The sequence below is a fragment of the Burkholderia sp. S-53 genome (assembly GCF_025560745.1).
Classification (GTDB): Bacteria; Pseudomonadota; Gammaproteobacteria; order Burkholderiales; family Burkholderiaceae; genus Burkholderia; species Burkholderia pyrrocinia.
In genome coordinates this window covers 128,372-148,292 of record NZ_CP090482.1, presented here as the reverse complement: position 1 = coordinate 148,292, position 19,921 = coordinate 128,372, and the positions used below count along the sequence as shown (strand labels likewise).

Annotated in this window: 18 protein-coding genes and 1 pseudogene; 15 read left to right on the top strand and 4 right to left on the bottom strand. The window is 65.3% G+C overall.

Features of this window, described 5'->3' with window-relative positions; all coding sequences use genetic code 11:
- Nucleotides 1-2: 2 nt before the first annotated feature.
- The 4 genes and pseudogenes from LXM88_RS00580 to LXM88_RS00565 all read left to right on the top strand — a co-directional run bounded on the left by LXM88_RS00580 (nucleotide 3) and on the right by LXM88_RS00565 (nucleotide 2,981).
- Nucleotides 3-644, top strand: coding sequence for an HD domain-containing protein (locus tag LXM88_RS00580; protein WP_262531117.1), 642 nt, complete (start codon nucleotides 3-5; stop codon nucleotides 642-644).
- A gap of 173 nt (nucleotides 645-817) precedes the next feature.
- Nucleotides 818-1,437, top strand: a pseudogene (locus LXM88_RS00575) (catalase); the annotation flags it as partial.
- Between the two features lie 612 nt (nucleotides 1,438-2,049).
- Nucleotides 2,050-2,505, top strand: coding sequence for a type II RES/Xre toxin-antitoxin system antitoxin (gene parS / locus LXM88_RS00570; RefSeq protein WP_262531115.1), 456 nt, complete (start codon nucleotides 2,050-2,052; stop codon nucleotides 2,503-2,505).
- Nucleotides 2,502-2,981, top strand: a complete 480-nt coding sequence (locus LXM88_RS00565) for an RES family NAD+ phosphorylase (RefSeq protein WP_262531113.1) — start codon at nucleotides 2,502-2,504, stop codon at nucleotides 2,979-2,981. The genes parS and LXM88_RS00565 overlap by 4 nt, the downstream gene beginning before the upstream one ends.
- 36 nt (nucleotides 2,982-3,017) lie before the next feature.
- On the opposite strand, the gene LXM88_RS00560 is transcribed toward LXM88_RS00565, so the two are convergent.
- From LXM88_RS00560 to LXM88_RS00550, 3 genes are all read right to left on the bottom strand, one after another.
- Complete coding sequence (locus LXM88_RS00560) at nucleotides 3,018-3,956, bottom strand: site-specific integrase (protein ID WP_262531604.1); 939 nt, start codon at nucleotides 3,954-3,956, stop codon at nucleotides 3,018-3,020.
- Between the two features lie 108 nt (nucleotides 3,957-4,064).
- On the bottom strand, nucleotides 4,065-5,426 hold the full coding sequence (locus LXM88_RS00555) for a uracil-xanthine permease family protein (protein WP_262531111.1): 1,362 nt from the start codon (nucleotides 5,424-5,426) through the stop codon (nucleotides 4,065-4,067).
- 59 nt (nucleotides 5,427-5,485) lie between these two features.
- The gene (locus LXM88_RS00550; RefSeq protein WP_262531109.1) at nucleotides 5,486-6,610 is read right to left on the bottom strand and encodes an aryl-sulfate sulfotransferase; all 1,125 of its coding nucleotides are present in this window, start codon (nucleotides 6,608-6,610) and stop codon (nucleotides 5,486-5,488) included.
- A gap of 102 nt (nucleotides 6,611-6,712) precedes the next feature.
- On the opposite strand from LXM88_RS00550, the gene LXM88_RS00545 reads away from it, so the two are divergent.
- On the top strand, nucleotides 6,713-7,669 hold the full coding sequence (locus LXM88_RS00545; RefSeq protein ID WP_262531108.1) for a LysR family transcriptional regulator: 957 nt from the start codon (nucleotides 6,713-6,715) through the stop codon (nucleotides 7,667-7,669).
- A gap of 155 nt (nucleotides 7,670-7,824) precedes the next feature.
- On the opposite strand, the gene LXM88_RS00540 is transcribed toward LXM88_RS00545, so the two are convergent.
- Nucleotides 7,825-8,745 (bottom strand): LysR family transcriptional regulator, encoded by a 921-nt coding sequence (locus LXM88_RS00540; protein WP_262531106.1) that lies wholly within the window; start codon nucleotides 8,743-8,745, stop codon nucleotides 7,825-7,827.
- A gap of 130 nt (nucleotides 8,746-8,875) precedes the next feature.
- On the opposite strand from LXM88_RS00540, the gene LXM88_RS00535 reads away from it, so the two are divergent.
- The 10 genes from LXM88_RS00535 to LXM88_RS00495 all read left to right on the top strand — a co-directional run bounded on the left by LXM88_RS00535 (nucleotide 8,876) and on the right by LXM88_RS00495 (nucleotide 19,920).
- On the top strand, nucleotides 8,876-10,225 hold the full coding sequence (locus tag LXM88_RS00535) for an MFS transporter (protein ID WP_262531104.1): 1,350 nt from the start codon (nucleotides 8,876-8,878) through the stop codon (nucleotides 10,223-10,225).
- Nucleotides 10,222-11,052: a sugar phosphate isomerase/epimerase family protein gene (locus tag LXM88_RS00530; protein WP_262531102.1), complete on the top strand. Its 831-nt coding sequence runs from the start codon at nucleotides 10,222-10,224 to the stop codon at nucleotides 11,050-11,052. Before LXM88_RS00535 ends, LXM88_RS00530 begins: the two co-directional genes overlap by 4 nt.
- 80 nt (nucleotides 11,053-11,132) lie before the next feature.
- Nucleotides 11,133-12,173, top strand: a complete 1,041-nt coding sequence (locus LXM88_RS00525; protein WP_262531101.1) for a Gfo/Idh/MocA family protein — start codon at nucleotides 11,133-11,135, stop codon at nucleotides 12,171-12,173.
- Nucleotides 12,174-12,287: 114 nt separating this feature from the next.
- Entirely contained in the window at nucleotides 12,288-13,475 is a 1,188-nt protein-coding gene (locus tag LXM88_RS00520; RefSeq protein WP_262531100.1) for a porin, read from the top strand.
- Nucleotides 13,476-13,874: 399 nt separating this feature from the next.
- Nucleotides 13,875-15,860, top strand: a complete 1,986-nt coding sequence (locus LXM88_RS00515; protein WP_262531098.1) for a gamma-glutamyltransferase family protein — start codon at nucleotides 13,875-13,877, stop codon at nucleotides 15,858-15,860.
- Between the two features lie 104 nt (nucleotides 15,861-15,964).
- Nucleotides 15,965-16,309: a hypothetical protein gene (locus LXM88_RS00510; protein WP_262531097.1), complete on the top strand. Its 345-nt coding sequence runs from the start codon at nucleotides 15,965-15,967 to the stop codon at nucleotides 16,307-16,309.
- A 312-nt stretch (nucleotides 16,310-16,621) separates the two neighbouring features.
- On the top strand, nucleotides 16,622-17,164 hold the full coding sequence (locus tag LXM88_RS00505; RefSeq protein ID WP_262531096.1) for a hypothetical protein: 543 nt from the start codon (nucleotides 16,622-16,624) through the stop codon (nucleotides 17,162-17,164).
- 378 nt (nucleotides 17,165-17,542) lie between these two features.
- A complete protein-coding gene (locus tag LXM88_RS00500) occupies nucleotides 17,543-18,313 on the top strand; it encodes a hypothetical protein (RefSeq protein WP_262531095.1) in 771 nt (256 codons plus the stop codon).
- Between the two features lie 128 nt (nucleotides 18,314-18,441).
- Nucleotides 18,442-18,654, top strand: a complete 213-nt coding sequence (locus LXM88_RS37225) for a CbrC family protein (protein ID WP_412524086.1) — start codon at nucleotides 18,442-18,444, stop codon at nucleotides 18,652-18,654.
- A gap of 15 nt (nucleotides 18,655-18,669) precedes the next feature.
- Nucleotides 18,670-19,920: a metallophosphoesterase family protein gene (locus tag LXM88_RS00495; RefSeq protein ID WP_262531094.1), complete on the top strand. Its 1,251-nt coding sequence runs from the start codon at nucleotides 18,670-18,672 to the stop codon at nucleotides 19,918-19,920.
- Nucleotide 19,921 lies beyond the last annotated feature (1 nt).

Genomic DNA, 19,921 nt, shown 5'->3' with positions numbered 1-19,921 from the left:
TCATGACTGAGAACGTTGCAGGCATCACCATTCCCGACAGCCAACTGACGCGCGAGATCACCGAGCTCGTTCGCGATACCGCGTCTCCGTTGCTGTTCCATCATTCCAGCCGCGTCTTCTATTTCGCGGCGCTGGCGGGCCAGCGTCGCGGGCTCGAGTACGATCCCGAGCTGCTCTATTGCGGCTGCATGTTCCACGACATGGGGCTCACACACCGGCACAGCAGCGCGTGCGAGCGCTTCGAAGTCGACGGCGCGAACGCCGCCCGCGATTTTCTGAAAGGCAAGGGCATCTCGCAGCAGGATATCGATGTCGTGTGGACCTCGATTGCGCTGCATACCACGCCGGGGATTCCGCAGCACATGCATCCGGTGATCGCGCTCGTCACCGCGGGCGTCGAGATGGACGTGCTGGGCCTGACGTATCCGGAGTACAGCGACGTCGAGCGCGAGGCTGTCGTCCGTGCGCATCCGCGTACGCCGCATTTCAAGGAAGACATCATCCAGGCGTTCTACGACGGGATCAAGCACAAGCCCGACACGACGTTCGGCAACGTGAAGGCCGACGTGATCGCGGACAAGGACCCGCATTTCCATGCCGGCAATTTCTGCAGCCTGATCCGCTCGTCCGCGTGGGCCGGCTGATCGCCATCGGTATGGCGTACGATCCCTGGCGCTGAGCGGGGATCGTGCGCGTCATGCGATTCACGATTTCCGAAATATTCAGGAAAACGATCAAATAGAACGATCGAAGGCATGACCCATGCGAACGGTGCGCCGGTCAGCGACAACGTCAACATCCAGACGGCCGGCCCGCGCTGTTCAAAGTGTGGCCGAAGGCCGAGTTTCCGTTGATCGAGGTCGGCTACTTCGAGCTCAACCGCATCCGGGCAACTTCTTCGCCGAGACCGAGCAGGCGGCGTTCACGCCCGCGAACGTCGTGCCGTGAATCGGCTACTCGCCGGACAGGATGCTGCAGGCGCGCCTGTTTTCCTATGGCGATGCGCAACGCTATCGTCTTGGCGTCAATTTCAATCACATTCCGGTGAACACACCGAAGTGTCCATTTCACAGCTATCACCGCGACGGCGCGATGCATACCGACGGCAATCTCGGCGGCACGCCGTCGTATTGGCCCAACAGCAAGGGTATGTGGACGGATCAGCCGCAGTTGAACGAACCGCCTCTCGAACGCGACAGTGCTGCCGCGCACTGGGATCACCGTGTCGACGACGATCACTATCGACAGCCGGACGACCTGTTCCGGGAGATGAACGCCGGCCAGCGGCAGACCCTGTTCGACAATACCGCGCGACAGATTGCCGGGGTGTCGAAGGACATTCGGCAGCGCCACATCGATAACTGTACGAAGGCCGATCCGTCCTATGGGGCGGGCATCGTGGCGGCACTGGTGCGACTGGCTGCGGAGGAGAAGTAAGTGGGGCGGGCGGGCGATGCGGTAGAGGCCGCCTTGTCGACGACAAGGTACCCACATATGGGAGGGCGTTGCGCACCCGGATTTTGAAGCGATGCGAGTGTTCCAATGGTTTCCACGCTTCATGACACGACTGTCAGTTCCGGGAGACGTGATCGGGTTTCAGCAGAAGTTTTGCCACGCCATGCCACATGGGCGCCGCGACCGACGCCCCCGGAATCTGGTGGTGTCGCTGGTGTAGTCCCGGGAGCGTCGCCGCTTGGAGGTGGTGCCCTCGAAAACGGAGCAGGCGTAGCGGCCATGCTCCGGCGAAGCGTGCTCGAGAATGCTTCACGAGCACCGCTACGGGCAGAAGCGACTTGAATCAGTAGACGAGTTGTTACGTGACAATCGCAAGAAGTTTTTCTGGACTTTATATACTGAATAATTGCATCGAGTCACCCAGGCGAATCTTCGATTCGCGACCACCGAAATCTGCTGCCAGACAGGCGGGTCACATCCGCTATCTCCTTGCCGCCTCCTTCGCTGACGCGCGACAGGCGCTCTCCCAACCCCGCTCCCGCAAGTCTCCGGCAAAACGCCTATAATGATTGGGCAAATTGCCGGAGAGAGGTCATGAGCACCATTGCGTTCCATCCTTCGGGCGTCGCGCATCCGCGTCAGGCCGAATTCACGATTCTCGAGCAGCTGCTGGCGATTCGCGTCCGGTCGGGCGCCGATCTTGCCGAGCTGGCGAGCGCACGCGTCGACGTCTCGGTGATCGACCGGCTGTCGGAGCGCGGGCTGAAATCGGATGAACTGGCCTTCATCATTCCGCGCCGCACACTGAGCCATCGTCGCCAGGCGCACGAACGCCTGTCGCCGGAGGAATCCGACAAGGCGATCCGCCTCGCGCGCATCGTCGCGCAGGCGACTGCCACGTTCGGCGACCAGGACAACGCGATGGCATGGCTGCGCAACGGGCTCCAGCGCTTCGGCGGCCGCACGTCGCTCGACATGGCGAGCACCGAGCATGGCGCGCGGCTCGTCGAAGAGGTCCTCACGCAGATCGACGAGGGGTACTTCGCTTGACGACGCTGTGGCGGATCAGCAATTACGCCGACCTGAAAGGGATCGGCGGGTTGCGCGCCGGCGGGCGCTGGCATTTTGCCGGACAGCCCGTCGTGTATCTCGCCGAGCATCCGGCGCTCGCGCTGCTCGAAACGCTCGTGCATTTCGAAATCGCTACCGTCGCGCAATTGCCGAGCGGATACCAGTTGCTTCGTATCGAGGTATCGGAATCGGTGGACGTCGCCGAAATCGCGGAAGGCGACGCGCCGGACGACTGGCGAACGAACGTCGACTGGACCCGCAGCGCCGGCACCGAGTGGCTGCAAACGCAGCCGAGCGCGCTGCTGCGCGTCCCGAGCGTCGTCGTGCCGCACGCGCACAACTTCCTGCTGAATCCGTTGCATCCTGCCGCGTCCGAGGTCCGCGTCGCGGAAGTCATGCAATCGCCGTACGACACCCGGATTCTGCGGCTGATCGAGTCGAAGCCGGGCGAATAGGGAACAAAAAGGAATAGGGCCGTTCCGTGAGCTCGTTCAACGCTCGTGCTCGGCGCGATCCGCGGCCGCATCGGGCGGCAGCGTCTGCCGGATGCGCGTGACGGTTCGTGTACTGACGAGACCGAGCATGGCGCTGACATCGACGTGCGCGTGACCGGCGAGCAACTGGCGGCGCGCATACGTATTGCGCAGCACGCGCGGGCTCATGTCCGCCGCGTGGAAGCCGATCGCGGTCAGCGCATCGCGCACCACGAGCAGCAGAAACATGTCGTTCATCGCACCACCGCCGCGCGGCGCGGGAAACAGCAGAGCCGATGCCGACGTGTCTGCGGAGCGCGCGCGCCATGCGGCGAGCGGCGCCAGCGCGAACGCGGCGAGTTCGATCCGGCGCGCCGGCCGCGCGCGATTGCGCGGCACGGAAAGCGCCGGCGGCAGCGCGTCGAGATCGGGTGCGTCATGCGTCGTCGCGCGAATCTCGGCGGACGTGATGCCGCTCGCGAGCAGCAGCGCGACGATCGCGCGATTCCGGCAGTCGGCCGGCGTGTCGTCCGATCGTGGTTGCACGTGGCGCTGCAGTGTCGCGTCGGCGTCGGGCGGCAGGTAGCACGGCTCGGGCTCGCCGTCCGGCCACGCGAGATCGCGTGTCGTCCGGCCGGCCGGATGGATCGTCCGCACGCCGGTGTCGACCAGATGACGGCCCAGCCGGTCGATCAGCTTCGCGTAGCGCACGCGCGTCGATGTGCCGGGCGCGCACGTGCTTTCAAGCTCCGTCAGGAAGATGGCGACGTGGTCGGGCCCGAACGTGGCCAGCGAAACGCGGTGCGCGATCAGATGGCGCAGGAACCGTTCGAACATCGCGACGTGCTGCACGACCGAGCGCGGCGCGAACGGCCGGCGGCCGGCGCCGGTCGCGGTGGTTTCCTGCCACGCGCGAAAGGCGCCGACGGGGTCGTGAATCCAGCGATTCGTATCCATCCACGATTTATAGCCGGACGCGGTGACGCCGGCAATCGTCCCGATGTCCATCCCCATCCGGCCGGCCCGCGCAACGCAACCGGCGCGCCCCGTTGCCAGCCGTCGCCATTACACGTCGCGCGAAGGCGCTTGCGCCGCAGCCATGCCTGCGCGCGTCTGCCCGCTCAGCCGCGCGAGCGCGCCGAACGCCAGTTGCGTCGCGATGGCCGCGAGCGTGCCGGCCGCCATGCCGTTGCCGAGCACGATCTGCACCGGTGCGCTGAAATGGCGATACAGGTTCGGCACCAGGATCGGCGCGAGGCCGACGACGAGCGCGGCCGCGAGCGTGTACTGGTTGGCGCGCGCGTGCAGGTCGATGCTGGCGAGCAGCCGGATACCCATCACGCCGATCATCGCGAACACGACCAGCGCGGTGCCGCCGACCACGGCGGCCGGAATCGCATACGCGAGCCGCGCGAGCGGCGCGAACAGCGCGACGACGATCAGGATCGCGCCGGCGGCGGCAGTCACGTAGCGCGATCGCACGCCGGTCGTCTGCACGACGCCGATGTTCTCCGCGCTGGTCACGATCAGCGGCGTGCCGAACAGCGCGCCGACCAGCGACGCCAGCGCATCGCCGCGTATCGTCTTCGGCACGTCGCGCGGCAGCGAGATCGCCTTGCCGCACGTTTCGCCGACGGCGACCGTCTGCGCGGTGGCCTCGGCCATCGAGATCGCGGTGAAGATCAGCAGCGGCAATGCGGCCAGCACGTCGAAGCGCGGCATCCCGAACGGCAGCCACACCGGATGCGTGAACAGCGGGCCGCGCCATACGTCGGCGAGCGCCGGCATCGCGTCGAGTGCCCAGCCGAGCGTCGCGCCGGCCATCAGCCCGATCAGCACCGCGAGGCGCCCGAGCGTGCCGCGGAACGCGCCCGCGACGGCGACCGTGGCGACGATCGTCGCGAGCGCGAGACCGAGCGCGCGCGGTTGCGCGAAGTCGGCCGAACCGGGATGGCCGACCACGATCGCCGCGTAGATCCGGATCAGGTTGATCGACACGAGCAACAGCATCGCGCCGACGACGATGCGTGGAAAGAGCCGCAGGCAGCGCGTGAAGACGGGCAGCAGCACCCAGTAGAACGCGCTCGCGAGCAGCGCCGCGCCGGCTGCGGTGGGCAGGCCCGATTGCGCGGCGATACCCGCGAACAGCATCGTCGGTGCGCCGCCCGGCACCATCACGAACGGCATGCGCGCGCCGATCGGGCCGGCGCCGAGCGATTGCAGCAGCGTGCCGATGCCGCACGCAAAGAACGTCGCGCCGATCAACTGGACCGTCAGATCGGCCGGCAGCGCGAGGACTTTCGCGATCAGGAACACGGCCGTGATCGGCGATGCGGCCATCGACAGCACGTGCTGCAACCCGAACAGCGCGAGCTGCCACGCGGGCAGCCGTGCGTCGACGGGTGGGGAGATCGGATCGTGCGGCACGGCAGGCCCCTCGGAAACGAACGGCGACGATGGCTGGAACGCGGCGGCGAACGGAAACGTCAGGTCCGCAGCCAGGGCAGTTGCGCAGCGCTGTAGCGGAACGTCTGGAACACGCTGTTCAACTGGCCGGGGCCGGTCTTGCGCGCGGCTGCGTCGGGGTATTCGGCGAACCACGGGATCACGTATTCCCAGACGACCTCGCCGGCGGGCGTCACTTCGAACAGCCGGCCCGTCGACGATTCGGTGACGTGCGTGTTGCCGTTCGGCAAGCGCTGCGCGTTGCCCATGAACGGCGTGTAGAACAGGTTCACGACGTCGTCCGCGTACGACCACACGATTCGCTGCGTCGACGGGTCGATCTCGACGACACGCGAGAACACGACGTGCGCGCCGTGGCGGAAATTGCCGTTGTCGAACGCGAGGATGTTGCCGTTCGCGAGCGGCACCGGCGCATGCTGGTGCGACACGACGTCGGGCCCGATATGCAGGTCGACGCGGCCGGTGTCGCGATTCACGCCGATGATGCCCGATGTCGTGCGCAGGCTCATCAGCACGCGGCCGTGCGCGTCGATCGCGAGACCGTTGACGAGCGGCCAGTGATAACGGCCGAAGCCGGCCGCGATCGGGAAATCCTCGGGCCGCAGGTGTTCGCGCGCATGCCATTCCCAGACGATCTGCCCGGCCCGGTTCACCTCGCGGATCACGTCCGCATACATCACCTCGTCGTCGCCGTGCGGCGTGCCGCCCGGCACGCGCCGCGCGAACGCCGCGTCGACCGGTTCGCACGCGGCATAGAGCAGGTTGCCGTTCGGCAGCCACTGCGCGTCGTGGTGATGCGCGGGATCCTCGTAGCGCCACACGGTTTCGCCTTGCGGTGTGACCTCGTAGAAGTCGCCGCCGTGCCACATCGACCACGGCGCATAGCGCGATTCGGATTGCGGATGATTGCCGTTGTAGCCGAGGTTGCCGTTCGCGAGAATGACCGCATGGCGACCGGGGCGCACGGGCATTTTCCAGCGGTGGACGACTTCGCCGTCGATGCCGACGAGATAGACGTTGCCGTCGGCCGTTTGCGGCGCGATGAGCGTATAGCCGCCCGCGGACAGCGCGGGATCGTGGGCGATGAGGCCGACGCCACGGCGGCGCTGGGTAATCTGGTCGACGGTCGTCACTGCGGTCTCCATTCGAATCGAACACGGGGATGCAGTGGAATCTAGATGATCCGGCGAGTCAGTAAAATCGGATTATTCTTGACGGCCTGTTCGGAAAAATCTAACGGACCCTTCATGCGTTCGATATCGCAGACATTCCGCTGTTTCGACGAAGTCGCGAGGCGCGGCTCGATTCGCAAGGCGGCCGAAGCGCTGCACCTGACCGCCGCGGCGGTACACCAGCAGATCCGCAATCTCGAGGAGCAGGTCGGCGTGCCGCTGTTCGACCGGTTGCCGCGCGGCATGCAGCTGACGCTGGCCGGCGAGATCGTCATCGCGGCCGTGCGGCGCGGCCAGCGCGATTTCGACAACGCGATGACGCAGGTCGAGGACCTGCGCGCGCTGCGACGCGGGCACGTGAACCTGGCAGTGCCCGCGTCGACGGCCGAGAAGCTCGTGCCCGATGCGATCCTCGCCGCGCTGCAGCGCTATCCGGGTGTCACGTACAGCGTGCGTTCGGGAAACGGCGAGAGCATCGTGCGCTGGGTCGAGACGGGCGAGGCCGACATCGGTTATGCGCTGCGCCGGCGCACGGCGGCGGGTGTCGTCGAGGTGCGTGCGTTCGCGCAGCCGCTGGGTGTCGTCACGGCGCCCGGCCATCCGCTGGCGTCGTCCGGCGGCAAGGTGCGGTTGCGCGACTGCTTCGCGCATCCGTTGATCCTGATGACACCCGACACGGAGTTGCGCGCGATGTTCGACCAGGTCGATGCGCGGCAGCCGCGCAACGTGCGGCCGTTGGTCGAGACCGGCTCGGTGCCGATGGTGCGGCGCCTCGCGGCCGAAGGTGCGGGCGTCGGTTTCCTGATCGCGGAGAACGTCGCGGACGACGTGGCTGCCGGTCGGCTCGCATGGACCCCGCTGGCCGATGCGGGCGCGCGCTCGTTCAGCTGCATCTACCAGCGTGCGGACATGAGCGCGACCGTCGCGATGACGATGTTTCTCGAGTTCTTCTCCGACGCGATCGACGCGATGGAGCGCGGTTTCGTGCGTGACGGACGAGCGGCCGGCAAGCGCCGCCGGGCGGCAAGGTAACGACACCGGATCACGATACCGGCCGCGCACCCGCACGCGACGCAGTTCGGCACGTGGCCGTCATGCCGGTTCGATGGCGTCGTACCTGCAACGATCGCGACACCGCCGACCTGTATGAGGACGCGCTTTGCGTCGAGCATGCCCGTCGGATCCTTTCAGCCACCGATCTCCAGATTCATGTCGAGCGCATTGGGACCGCTGCTCAACTGTTCCTTCAGGAAATCGAGGCAGACGCGCACCTTGGCGGAATTCGCGGACCGAGTGCTCAACACCGCCCAGATATCGGCAGGCTCCCAGTACTGCGGCAGCACTTGCACGGCGCGCCCGGCGCGAATCGCATCCGCGATGTCCCACACCGACAGCAGGCAAATTCCCTTGCCGTCGAGACACCAGTTCCGCACGACGTCGCTCATGTTGGAGCCGAAGCGACTGGTGACTTTCACTGACTCGATACCTTTGGGGCCCATCAGCCGCCAGGTGCCGAAAGCCTGCTCCCGCTCCCGGTACAACAGGCATTCATGTTCCGCCAGATCGCTGAGCAGTTTCGGCTCACTTCGCCGCCTGAGATAGCTGGGGGCGGCAACCAGAATGCGGCGGTTGCTGGCGATGCGATGAGCGATCAACTGCGGTTGCGCAGGGTCGCCGAATCGAAGATCGATGTCGATGTTTTCATTGACGAGATCAGTGCGCCTGTCGAGCACTTCCAGCCAGACGTCCAGTTTCGGATAGCGCTCGCCCAGCAGCGAAAGAATGGGCGAGACGTGCAGACGCCCGAAACGCAGGCTTGAGCTGATACGAAGCAGGCCCGAAAGTTCGCCCTTCGTGGTTCGCAGCGTCTCGGTCATCGATGCGACGTCTTCGAGGATGCGGCGCGCCCATTCGAATGCAATTTCACCGTCGGACGTAATCACGACGCGCCTCGTGGTGCGATGAAACAGTCGCACCGACAGCGTCGCTTCGAGAATGGCGATCCGCTTGCTGACATGGGCGGGCGTTGTCCCCAGATCCTTCGCGGCGGCGGCGAAGCTCGCGCGCCGCGCCGCAATGCAGAACACGTTGAGGTCGTCGATATCCATGTGTTGATTATAAACAGATCGTTGAAGAAGAGACAACGGAATCGGTATTGATGCAAAAAGTGTTGTCGATAGAATCGTCTTCACCGTCGCGAAAGACGTGGAAAAACGCCAACAACAGGTGGAGACAGCAATGAAATATGCCTCAGGCCTTCAGACGGCCGACGCATCGTCGGTCACGGCGCGGCGCACGCGCGCCCGCTTCGGCATTCTCGGGTTGCTAGCGGTCGGCACGATGATCAACTATCTCGATCGCAGCGTCGCCGGTATCGCCGCGCCGACCATGAGCCACGATCTCGGGCTCACGCCGGCCACGATGGGTGTCATCTTTTCGGCGTTTTCGTGGACCTACACCGCATCGCAGATTCCCGGCGGCATCCTGCTCGATCGCATCGGAACGAAATGGACGTATTTCTTCGCGCTGACGCTCTGGTCGCTGTTCACCGGCTTGCAAGGACTCGCGTTGGGGTTCGTCACGCTGCTGATGCTCCGTCTGCTCGTCGGCATGGCAGAGGCGCCGTGCTTTCCGACCAATAGCCGCGTCGTCGCCACCTGGTTCCCGCAAAGTGAACGGGCGCGCGCAACCGGCGTGTATACATTCGCCGAATACGCGGGCCTGGCTTTTCTGAGTCCGCTTCTTTTCTGGCTCGAACATCGGTACGGCTGGCGCGCCATGTTTGGAATCGTCGGCACCTTCGGCATCGTATTCGGCTGGGTGTGGCTCGCACGCTTCAATGAACCGCACGAGTCGCGCCGTGCGAACGAGGCTGAACTCAGGCATATCGAAGCGGGCGGCGGCGTGGTGAGCAGCGGCCGCATGCATGTGCGCTTCAGGTGGTCGCATATGGCCGCCATCCTCAAGGAGCGCCGCATGCTCGGAATCTGCATCGCGCAGTTCGCAAGCAATGCGACCAACGTCTTCTTTCTCACCTGGTTTCCGACCTATCTCGTCACCGAGCGACACATGCCGTGGCTCAAGGTTGGCGTCCTGGCGGTTCTGCCGTTCATCGCCGCGTCGGTCGGTACGCTGGTCGGCGGCTGGATCTCCGATGCGATGCTGCGTCGGGGCATGTCGCTGAACTGGGCGCGCAAGCTGCCCGTGACGGCGGGCCTGCTGACAGGCTCGACCATCGTGCTCGCCAACTTCGTCGATTCGACGGCAGCGGTGATCGCCATTCTCTGTGTTGCGTATTTCTCCCAAGGCCTGTCCGCGCTGGCCTGGATGATCGTCTCGGATATCGCACCGAAGGGATTGCTGGGTCTGAGCGGCGGGATCTTCAATCTGTCTGCAAATGCATCGGGGATCGTCACGCCGCTCGTCATCGGTCTGATCGTCAACGCCACGGGCTCGTTCGTGTATGCACTGGCCTTCATCTCTGCGATCACCCTCGTGGGCGCGCTTTGCTACATCTTCGTGGTCGGCGACATCAAGCGGATCGAACTCGATCCCCGCGCTATCGAAAACAAGGACGCAATCCAATGAAACAACCTCGGATCGGCGTGGCGCACCTCACGGCGCTCGAACTGGCGCCCGCCGCGCTCATCATGCAAAGCGCCCGCGCCGGCTTCAACTCTGTCGGAATCCGTACGAACCCCGTCGCTCCCGGCATGCCGTGCTATCCGCTGAAGGCGGGAACGGACGAACACCGCGAACTGGTCCGTCTGCTCGACGACAATGGCATGACGGTGCAGGAAGTCGAATTCATTTCGATCGTGCCCGAACTCGACGTTCAGTCGTACGCGACGATGTTCGAGGCTGCGGCTGGTCTTGGCGCACAAGCAGTGACCGTGTCGGGTGACGACGACGATTTCTCGCGCCTGGTCGACAGCCTGGGCAGGCTCTGCGATCTCGCAGCAGGGTTCGACCTGAGAATCGACCTGGAGCCGATGCGCTGGCGTCACGTCGGCAATATCGGCGCCGCGCGCCGTGTGCTCGACGCCGCGGCACGATCCAACGGCGCCATCCTCGTCGACGCGCTCCACCTCGCACGGTCGGGAAGCACGCCGGCCGAACTGCGCGAGTTTCCTGCTTCCCGACTGCGTGCCGTTCAGATCTGCGACGCACCCGCCGTCGCGCCCATTGGCGACGACGCGACTATTCGGGAGGCACGTGAAGGTCGGCTGCCACCCGGACAGGGTGCACTACCGCTCGTCGATCTCTTGTGTTCGCTACCGGACGACATTGCCATCAGCGCGGAAATGCCGTTCAAGACGCTGCCTGTACTGGAGCGCCTGACGCTGGCGTTCAACGCGTCGAACGATCTGATACAGCGAGCACGTAAAGAGCGCACCGGCACCCGGTGCAACTGATACCTCGAACCGTCGCACCGGGTGCTGGACGAAATCGTCTGCGCTGCCTTTGATCAACGAAACAACTGCTTGTGTGAATCATGAACAAAATGCCCATTGCCGTCATCGGCGCCGGACTCATCGGCAAAGTCCATATCGACCTTGCCGCAAACCACGACGAGGTATGCCTCGCTGCAATCGCCGATCCGAGTGAAACGGCAAGGATGATGGCTGCCGCGAATGACGTTCCGTGGTTTGCTGATTACCGTTCGATGCTCGACACCGTCAAGCCCAAAGGTGTCGTGATCGCCACGCCCAATGTGACGCACGCTGCGATCGCAGTGGACTGCATCGAGCGCGGTATCGCTGTGATCGTCGAGAAACCGATTGCGCACACGGTCGAAGACGCGCGACGTATTCGCGACGCGTCGCAGGAATTCAAGGTACCGGTTCTCGTGGGTCACCAGCGTCGCCACAATCCGATCGTGCGCCGCGCGCGTGAGATCATCGCGTCGGGCCGATTGGGCAGGCCCGTCAGCGCGACCGTGTTGTGCACGTGGCTCAAGCCGGACGAATACTTCGATACCGCGTGGCGGCGAACGCAAGGCGGCGGCCCGATTCTCATCAACCTGATTCACGACATCGACCTGCTCAGGCATCTCTTTGGCGATGTGCAAAGCCTCCAGGCAGTCACGTCGAACGACACGCGTGGATTCGACGTGGAGGACACCGCGGCGGTCGTGCTGAAGTTCAGGAATGGCGCACTCGCAACGGTCAGCGTGAGCGACACGACGGCCGCGCCGTGGAACTACGATCTCGCTGCCGGGGAAGTCGAACGGTTTCCTCGGCAGGACGTGAACTCCCATTATCTTTCCGGTACGGATGCGTCGCTCACGCTGCCGCGGCTCGAAGTCTGGGAGTATCGCACCGGCAAGGGATGGCACGATCCGTTGACGGCAGAGCGGACAGCGCTGCACACGGGTTGCCCCTATACGGAACAGCTTCGCCATTTCCGGGCGGTTATCGACGGGACGGAAGCACCCGTGTGTTCGGCACTCGACGGCCTGCGTACACTCCAGGCCACGATGGCCGTCCATACAGCCGCAGCAAGCGGTACGGTCGTTACGCTGCCGGACGATTGATACCCGGACTCCATCCGCTAAACGCGGAAGGCATCACCAACCGCCATTTCGCCAGCACATTCGGCCAGAGCGAAATCAATTCGATTAGCATGTCTTATCAAGGTGATCTGGAAAATGAAATCTGGAATAAGCGTATGCGCCCTTGTCACTGTGGTCGGCATGCATTCGGTGACCGCGCACGCGCAGAGCAAGGTGACGCTGTACGGTATCCTCGACGAGGGGGTGATGTTCGTCAACAACGTCGGTGGACCCACGGGTGGAAAGAGGATCTTCCTCGATTCGACGAGCGGCATCAACGGCAGCCGCTTCGGCCTCACAGGTGTGGAAGATCTGGGTGGGGGCCTGCAAGCGGTCTTCACGCTGGAGCCCGGGGTGAACATCAACAGTGGCCAGTCTGCGCAGGGCGGTACGTTCCTCGGGAGGCAGGCGTTTGTCGGCTTGCGCAGCGATCCTTTCGGGTCGCTCACCTTCGGTCGGCAATACGACATGGTGCTGTACTTCGCCCAACCCGTGACGACACAGGGATCGCAGGCTGGCACGGCGATTTTTCTTCATCCAGGCGATCTGGACAATACGGGAAATTCGCTGCGCGTCAACAATTCCATTCGTTACATGAGCCCGGTCTATCGCGGCCTGAGCGTCGGCGGCGAATATAGCGTGGGCGGTGTGCCGGGGGATGGCACGGCGAACAGCGGTTACTCCATTGGCGTCAGCTACGCGAACGGCCCCTTTACCTTCGGCGGCGCATTCGAATACTTCAAGAATCCGACATCAGCGGCGGCCGGATCGGGCTTTTTCACCGGAAACGCAAATGGCGCTTCGCAGCTATCGCAGTCGCTGAACAAGGGTTACGCCAGCGCCTCGGCATATCAGACGGCGGTGGTCGGTGCAGGATATGAGATTGGCCCGGTCAAGCTGACGGCGTCCTGGTCCAACACGCAATATGCCGGTCTTGGCGGCGTACTCGCGGGCTCCGCGGCGCACTTCAACAACGTCGACTTCGCGGTGAAATGGCTCGCCACGCCGGCGCTGAGCTTCAGCGCGGCGTATGACTACCTGAAGGGTGAATCCGTCACCACGACTGCGGGCCAGACAGTCGGCAACCAGCACTACAACCAGGTGATGCTGATGGCGGACTATCTTCTGTCGAAGCGAACCGACCTCTATGTCGAAGGCGCCTGGCAACGCGCATCAGGCACGTCGTCGACGGGCGCGCCTGCGGTCGCCGACATCGGCAATCTCGGTGATTCATCGAACAATCATCAACTCGCGATCCGCGCTGCGTTGCGTCACAAGTTTTAGCCAACGGTTCGTCAAGCCATCGTTGATGGGGGGAGTCTCAGGCAGACATGAGCACGGACGTCCGCGGTGACTGACATGTCGGAAGAGCCGCCTTCATATACGACGATCGATTGATCTCCGGAAGTGGTCCCTCGTCGTTGCCGGGCGAATGGCCGCTCGGGGTCGCGAGCAGGTGCTTGGCTCGGCCGCAAGCCAACATCTTCGTCTTGCATGTCGTCAACGAACCAATGTAGGCCGGTCGCACTTGCTCAGGCGCGCTACCGATCGGCCGCATTGTTTCATTTCCTTATTGCGGAAAAAAATCTGTTCATGGGACTATCGAACGCGTTGCCGGTGCACCGAGGGGGTCGCAGGCAGCGTGATGCCCATCGCAACGACCTAAAAGAACGTCGACGAACAATGAACAGAACAGCGATTTTCCCGTATGCGTCCGCGTTGCTCGCGGCCGCCCTGCTGACCGCATGCGGCGGCGACGTCGAGAACGACGCGGGCCGCACACCGACACCTTCAACCGATGCGAGTTGCCTCGCGGTCGACAACAGCGGCGCGACGGTCGTGGTGGGCTCGAACCAGCCGGGCGATCCGTCGCTGCCGGAAGCGTCGTCGGGCTATCGCACCGGGATGAAGCCCGTCTATGCGAAGACCTACCTGGTGGCGACGTCCAACGCATACGCGAGCGCGGCCGGTTGTGCGGTGCTGAAGAAAGGCGGCACGGCTGCTGACGCGGCGGTCGCCGTGCAGGCCGTGCTCGGCCTGACGGTGCCGGAGGCGACGGGCCTCGGGTCGGGCGGCGTGCTGCTCTACTACGATGCGCGCGGCAAGACGCTGCAGGCGTACGACGGCCGGGAAACCGCGCCGGCCGCCGCGACGGAGAACTACCTGCGCTACGTCGACGACACGACCGACCATTCGGTGCCGCTGCCGAACGCGCGCGCGAGCGGCCGCTCGATCGGCACCATCGGCGTGCCGCGGCTCATCGAGGCGTTGCAGCAGGATCACGGCCGGTTGCCGTGGCAGAACCTGTTCGGCGATGCGATCACGCTCGCGACCAACGGCTTCCCGATCGGCGGCCGGCTCGCCGACGCGATCGCGGCGAACGCCGCGAACCTGAAGCGCGACCCAGAGGCAGCCGCGTATTTCCTGAATGCCGACGGCTCGCCGAAGACGCTCGGCACCGTGCTGAAGAACCCCGCGTATGCGCACACGCTGTCGATGATGGCGCAGTCGGGTGCGAATGCGCTGTACACGGGGCAGATCGCGCAGGACATCGTCGCGAAGATCGCGACGACGAAGGGGGCCGACGGCTCGACGCTCACGCCGGGCAAGACGACCGTCGCGGATCTCGCCGCGTATCAGGCGAAGCGCCGCGCACCCGTGTGCACGACCTATCGCAGCTACTGGGTATGCGGGATGCCGCCGCCGTCGTCGGGCGGCATCGCGGTCGCATCGGCGCTCGGCATCCTCGAGAACTTCGACCTGAAGCCGCTGAAGCCGACGGCGATCGATCTCGAGGGCGGCAAGCCGACCGTCGCGGGCGTGCATCTCGTCACCGAGGCCGAACGGCTCGCGTATGCCGACCGCGACAAGTACGTGGCCGATACGGATTTCGTGCCGCTGCCGGGCGGCACGTGGGATACGCTGCTGAACAAGCCGTACCTGAAATCGCGCGCGGCGCTGATCGACACGACCAAGAGCATGGGCACCGCGCAGCCCGGCAATCTCGGCGCGGTGCCGCTCGGCGTCGACACGACGCTGATCGAGCACGGCACGAACCAGTTCACGATCGTCGACGGGGACGGCAACGTGCTGAGCGCGACGACGACGGTCGAGTCGAGCATGGGCTCGTTCCACATGACCAACGGCTTCCTGCTGAACAACCAGTTGACCGACTTTTCCGCGAACCCGGTCGACACCTCCGGCAATCCGGTGGCCAACCGCCTGCAGCCGGGCAAGCGGCCGCGCAGCTCGATGGCGCCGACGATCGTGTTCGGGCAGGCCGCCGACGGTTCGCGCGGCGATTTCGTGATGGCGACCGGTTCGCCGGGTGGCGGCACGATTCCGCAATACGTGGTCAAGACGCTGGTCGGTGCGCTCGACTGGGGGCTCGACGCGCAGCAGTCCGCCGGGCTCGTCGATTTCGGCGCGAGCAACAGCCCGACGACCACGATCGGCGGCGAGCATCCGAACGTCAACACCGCGAATAACGGCGCGAACGATCCGCTGATCACGGGCCTGCTCGCACTCGGGCACAAGGTGTCGACGTCTGCACAGGCGAGCGGCGTCAACACCGTGATGCGCGTAACGGTCGGCCAGTCGCCCGCGTTGCAGGGCGGCACCGATCCGCGTCGCGAAGGCGTCGTGCTCGGCGATACGTTCCGGCCGTAACCGGGCGGACGCGCGCACGGCCCCGATCTGCCTGTGTCTACCGACAGGCGATCGGGGCCGTGTTTCTTGAGGGGACTGCAATGACGAACGCGCATCTGCTTGAAATGGACGCAATCCTGTCGGCGCCGGGTTTTTTCGATTTCCTCGGCGACGTCGATTGCGACCGCGCGCTGGACAGTCGCGATGCCGACCCGTTCGATGCGCAGTGGATGGCGGCATTCGACGCAATCGACGGCGATCCGGGTGCCGCGATCGATACGCCGGCTGTGAATGCGTTGCGCGAAAAGGCGTACAAGCTCGCCTTCAGCGCATCGGGCAACGCCGGCGTGGCGGCGTGCGTGTCCGACGACATCGAACTGATCGCGAGGAGTCGCTTGTCGGGCCGAGCCGACGGCTGGCCAATACACATCCTTTGGGATGCTTATAAAAACGGCCGGTTTCCCTGTTAGCCGTTTCACCTGCCTGCTTGCCCGATGCGTGACGACCGGGCAGATCGCCATCGCGACGCGGCCTGCGCCGCGCGCCACCGGGTTCGCGCCCGCCCGCCTGCAAATACGTCCGCCGTTCCGTCGCCAGCCCCCGATTGTCAAACAGTGTGAGTCAATCGTCAGCATTTGCAACGGAAGTAACAGTCCCCGCAAATCAATCGTTTTGCCCGTCGACGCCGCTACATTAGCTCCACCTGCCGCACTTCGCGGTGAGGCATGCGACAAGCCGCACGAAGGCGGCCCGCAGCAACAACGTCTTTGGGGAGAATGACCATGAACAAGATTCGTACGATTCTGCTGGGTGCCGCACTGACGGCGATGGCGACGTCGGCTGCTTTCGCACAGACGGCCCAGACCGGCGCAGAGGGTTCCGCAGGCGTCGGCGCACAGGTCCAGACGCCGCTGCTCGGCGGAGGCGTGGGCGTGCAGGCTGGCGCCGGCGCGAATGCGGCAGGTTCGGGTTCGGGCGCGGGCAACGTCGTTGGCGGCGCGCTGAACGGCGTCGGCAAGACGGTCGGCAGCGTCGGCTCGGCAGCCGGCAATGCGGTGGGCGGCGCGACCCAGGCAGTGGGTTCGGCAGCCGGCACGGCGAAGGATGCCGCGGCATCGGCCGTACACTCGACGAAGTCGCACGTGAAGCACGTCGCCGGCACGGCGAAGAGCCACGCACAAGGCGCGGTGTCGAAGGCAGGCGACGTCGCGGGCGGCGCGAAGGCGAAGGCCGGCGAAGCGCTTGAAGGTGCGACGAACTCGGTGCAGGGCGGTGCATCGGTCGGCCTGAAGGGTTCGGCGTCGGCGCAAGGCGGCGCGCTGTAAGCAGCACGCATCCCGTCACGGCCCGGCCCGCTGCGAAGCGGGCCGGGCCGTTTTTTTATCGGCGCGCACGGCGCGTCGTTCGACGTTCCTCGCAATACAGCGATGCATTGGCGTTCGCCGCGAATCCGACGGCGCGATGGGCATGGTCGCGCGACCGGATGCCCCGGGCACGAGCCCGCCGCAGGCGACGCGCGCGGCCCCTGCCCATTGCGCGCTTGCCATGCTTAAATAGCGGGGCTCCCGGTCGCCGGGCCGCCGTCATGGCAGCACCGGCCGACGCGGGCAAGCATGTCCGATCGACAGCGTGACGACAGACGACACGAAAACGCCGTTCCGGCCGGCCCGGCGCGGTCCGATAACATTCCGAGGCATCACGTCATGACCATCCTGTTCCGTCTTCTGGCGCTCGCCTGCGCGCTCTGGCTGGCCGCCTGTGCGGCGCCGCCCCCGCCGTCAGGCAGTACCGCCGCGTCCGCCGCTGCACCGGACGCCAGCGAACGCCGTGGGCTCGGCACCGCGTGGGGCGAGTCGGTGCGATCCGAAACCCGCAATGTCGAATTCGAACGCGCGGATCCGGCGAAGCCGACGGATCTCGCGTCGGTCTACTACAACGACGCGCTGCCCGGACATCTTCCCGCATCCCAGGTGCGCCGGCTGCCGACCCGCGTCGCGCTCGCGAACGGCGACATCGCACTGTCGTTTACGGACGACAAAGGTGTGCCGCTGCGCCTTGCGCGCAGCAACGGCCGCTGGCACATGGCGGGCGTCGAGGGTTCGCGCTACATGATCGTGTTGCGCAACCAGGGGCGTCGCACGTTCGAAGTCGTGTCGACCGTCGACGGCCTCGACGTGCTGTCGGGGCGGCCGGGCAGTTATACGAACGGCGGTTACGTGCTGTATCCGGGCCGCACGCTGACGATCGAGGGTTTCCGCAAGAGCCGCGACGAAGTCGCCGCGTTCCGCTTCGCGGCGGTGCCCGACAGCTATGTCGCGAATTCGAAGTACGGCGATGCCGCGAACGTCGGCGTGATCGGCGTCGCGCTGTTCGCGCAGAAGGAGAACGACGAGGAAGCGCTGCGCCGCAACGCGAACCCATTCCCCGGCAATGACAATGGCTTTGCGCCGCCGCCCGTGCCGCGCGGCGAGTGACGGATATCTTGCGCACGGTGGCGCAACGCATCGCGTCTGTCGTTTAGTGAGCGGGGAGTTTGCGGAGCGCGAGGTTCCGCAGTCGTACCGTTACGCCGCGGCACAATGGCTGTTCGAGTTCGCAACGCATGCTTCCTCCTCCATCCGGACCGACGGAGAACTCCGGGTCGTTACCGGCTTTCAGGTACCATCCCGACCCGCTGGCAACCGGCAGCGTGATCCGGTCGGACGCCCGCTGCGTGTGCTGCGGCGACGCGCGCGGCTACGTCTGCGCCGGCCCCGTGCATGCGGTCGTCGGCCGGGGCCGCGCGAGCGGCGTCGGGCGTCGCCCTTCGTCATGAAACAGAGGAATCTTCGTGAAGTTCATCCACGCGGCAGACATTCACCTTGACAGCCCGTTGCACGGCCTGAGCGCGTATCCCGACGCACCGGCCGCGCAGTTGCGCAACGCGTCGCGCGAGGCGCTGCGGCAACTCGTGGATCGCGCGATCGAAGAGGAAGTCGCGTTCCTCGTGATCGCCGGCGACCTGTATGACGGCGACTGGAAGGATCACAACACCGGCATCTTCTTCGGCCAGCAGATGGGGCGCCTGCGCAAGGCCGGCATCCGCGCGTTCGTCCTCGGCGGCAACCACGATGCCGAAAGCGAGATGACGAAGAAGCTGACGCTGCCCGACAACGTTACCGTGTTCGGCCATCGCAAGCCGGAAACCCACACGCTGCCGGAATTCGACGTCGCGCTGCACGGGCAGAGCTTCAAGGACAAGGCCGTCGTCGACAATCTCGCGATCGGTTATCCCGACCCGGTGCCCGGGTACTACAACATCGGCGTGCTGCACACGGCGCTCGAAGGCTACGCGGCGCACGCGAACTATGCGCCGTGCACGCTGGCCGAACTGCACGCGAAGGGCTACGACTACTGGGCGCTCGGCCACGTGCACGAATTCCAGCAATGGACGGGGCCGTCCACCGTCGTGTTTCCCGGCAACCTGCAGGGGCGCCATATCCGCGAGACGGGGCGCCGCGGCGCGGTGCTCGTGACGGTCGAGCAAGGCCGCACGCAGGTCGAGCGCCTGTATCTCGACGTGCTGCGCTGGGAAGCCGTGTCGGTCGACGCATCCGATTGCTTCACGGTCGCCGACCTGTCGAGAAAGATCGGCCAGTCGCTGGAGACGCTGCTGACCGTCGACGGTCACGTGCCGCGCGCGGTGCGCGTGACGGTCACGGGGCGCACGCCCGCACATGGGCTCTTTTTCGGCCGCGCGCCGCAGTTGCGCGCAGAGGTGCTGAACCAGATCGGCATCATCGGCAACGAGCGGCTGTGGCTGGAGAAGGTCCGGCTCGCGACGTCCGCTGCCGATCATCAGCAGGGCGAGAGCGAGCAGCTTGAAGCGCTGGAGGATTTGAAGCAGATCCTGGCCGAAGCCGCGCACGATCCGGATTTCCTCGCGCTGCTCGAACGCGACCTGAAGCCGTTCGTCGGCAAGGTGCGCAGCGATGTGAAGGAGGAAGTGCCGCTGCTGACGATGGCGCGTGCAGGCGAGCTCACGGCGCTGGTCGGGCAGGTCGGGCCCGCGCTGCTCGCGCGGCTGGCAAGGGGGGAGTAAG

Excerpts from the sequence above, each read along its gene's own strand:
- LXM88_RS00580 (WP_262531117.1), top strand. The coding sequence starts at position 3 with ATGACTGAGAACGTTGCAGGCATCACCATTCCCGACAGCCAACTGACG.
- parS (WP_262531115.1), top strand. The coding sequence starts at position 2,050 with ATGAGCACCATTGCGTTCCATCCTTCGGGCGTCGCGCATCCGCGTCAG.
- LXM88_RS00560 (WP_262531604.1), bottom strand. The coding sequence starts at position 3,956 with ATGGATACGAATCGCTGGATTCACGACCCCGTCGGCGCCTTTCGCGCG.
- LXM88_RS00550 (WP_262531109.1), bottom strand. The coding sequence starts at position 6,610 with ATGGAGACCGCAGTGACGACCGTCGACCAGATTACCCAGCGCCGCCGT.
- LXM88_RS00545 (WP_262531108.1), top strand. The coding sequence starts at position 6,713 with ATGCGTTCGATATCGCAGACATTCCGCTGTTTCGACGAAGTCGCGAGG.
- LXM88_RS00540 (WP_262531106.1), bottom strand. The coding sequence starts at position 8,745 with ATGGATATCGACGACCTCAACGTGTTCTGCATTGCGGCGCGGCGCGCG.
- LXM88_RS00535 (WP_262531104.1), top strand. The coding sequence starts at position 8,876 with ATGAAATATGCCTCAGGCCTTCAGACGGCCGACGCATCGTCGGTCACG.
- LXM88_RS00530 (WP_262531102.1), top strand. The coding sequence starts at position 10,222 with ATGAAACAACCTCGGATCGGCGTGGCGCACCTCACGGCGCTCGAACTG.
- LXM88_RS00525 (WP_262531101.1), top strand. The coding sequence starts at position 11,133 with ATGAACAAAATGCCCATTGCCGTCATCGGCGCCGGACTCATCGGCAAA.
- LXM88_RS00520 (WP_262531100.1), top strand. The coding sequence starts at position 12,288 with ATGAAATCTGGAATAAGCGTATGCGCCCTTGTCACTGTGGTCGGCATG.
- LXM88_RS00515 (WP_262531098.1), top strand. The coding sequence starts at position 13,875 with ATGAACAGAACAGCGATTTTCCCGTATGCGTCCGCGTTGCTCGCGGCC.
- LXM88_RS00510 (WP_262531097.1), top strand. The coding sequence starts at position 15,965 with ATGGACGCAATCCTGTCGGCGCCGGGTTTTTTCGATTTCCTCGGCGAC.
- LXM88_RS00505 (WP_262531096.1), top strand. The coding sequence starts at position 16,622 with ATGAACAAGATTCGTACGATTCTGCTGGGTGCCGCACTGACGGCGATG.
- LXM88_RS00500 (WP_262531095.1), top strand. The coding sequence starts at position 17,543 with ATGACCATCCTGTTCCGTCTTCTGGCGCTCGCCTGCGCGCTCTGGCTG.
- LXM88_RS37225 (WP_412524086.1), top strand. The coding sequence starts at position 18,442 with ATGCTTCCTCCTCCATCCGGACCGACGGAGAACTCCGGGTCGTTACCG.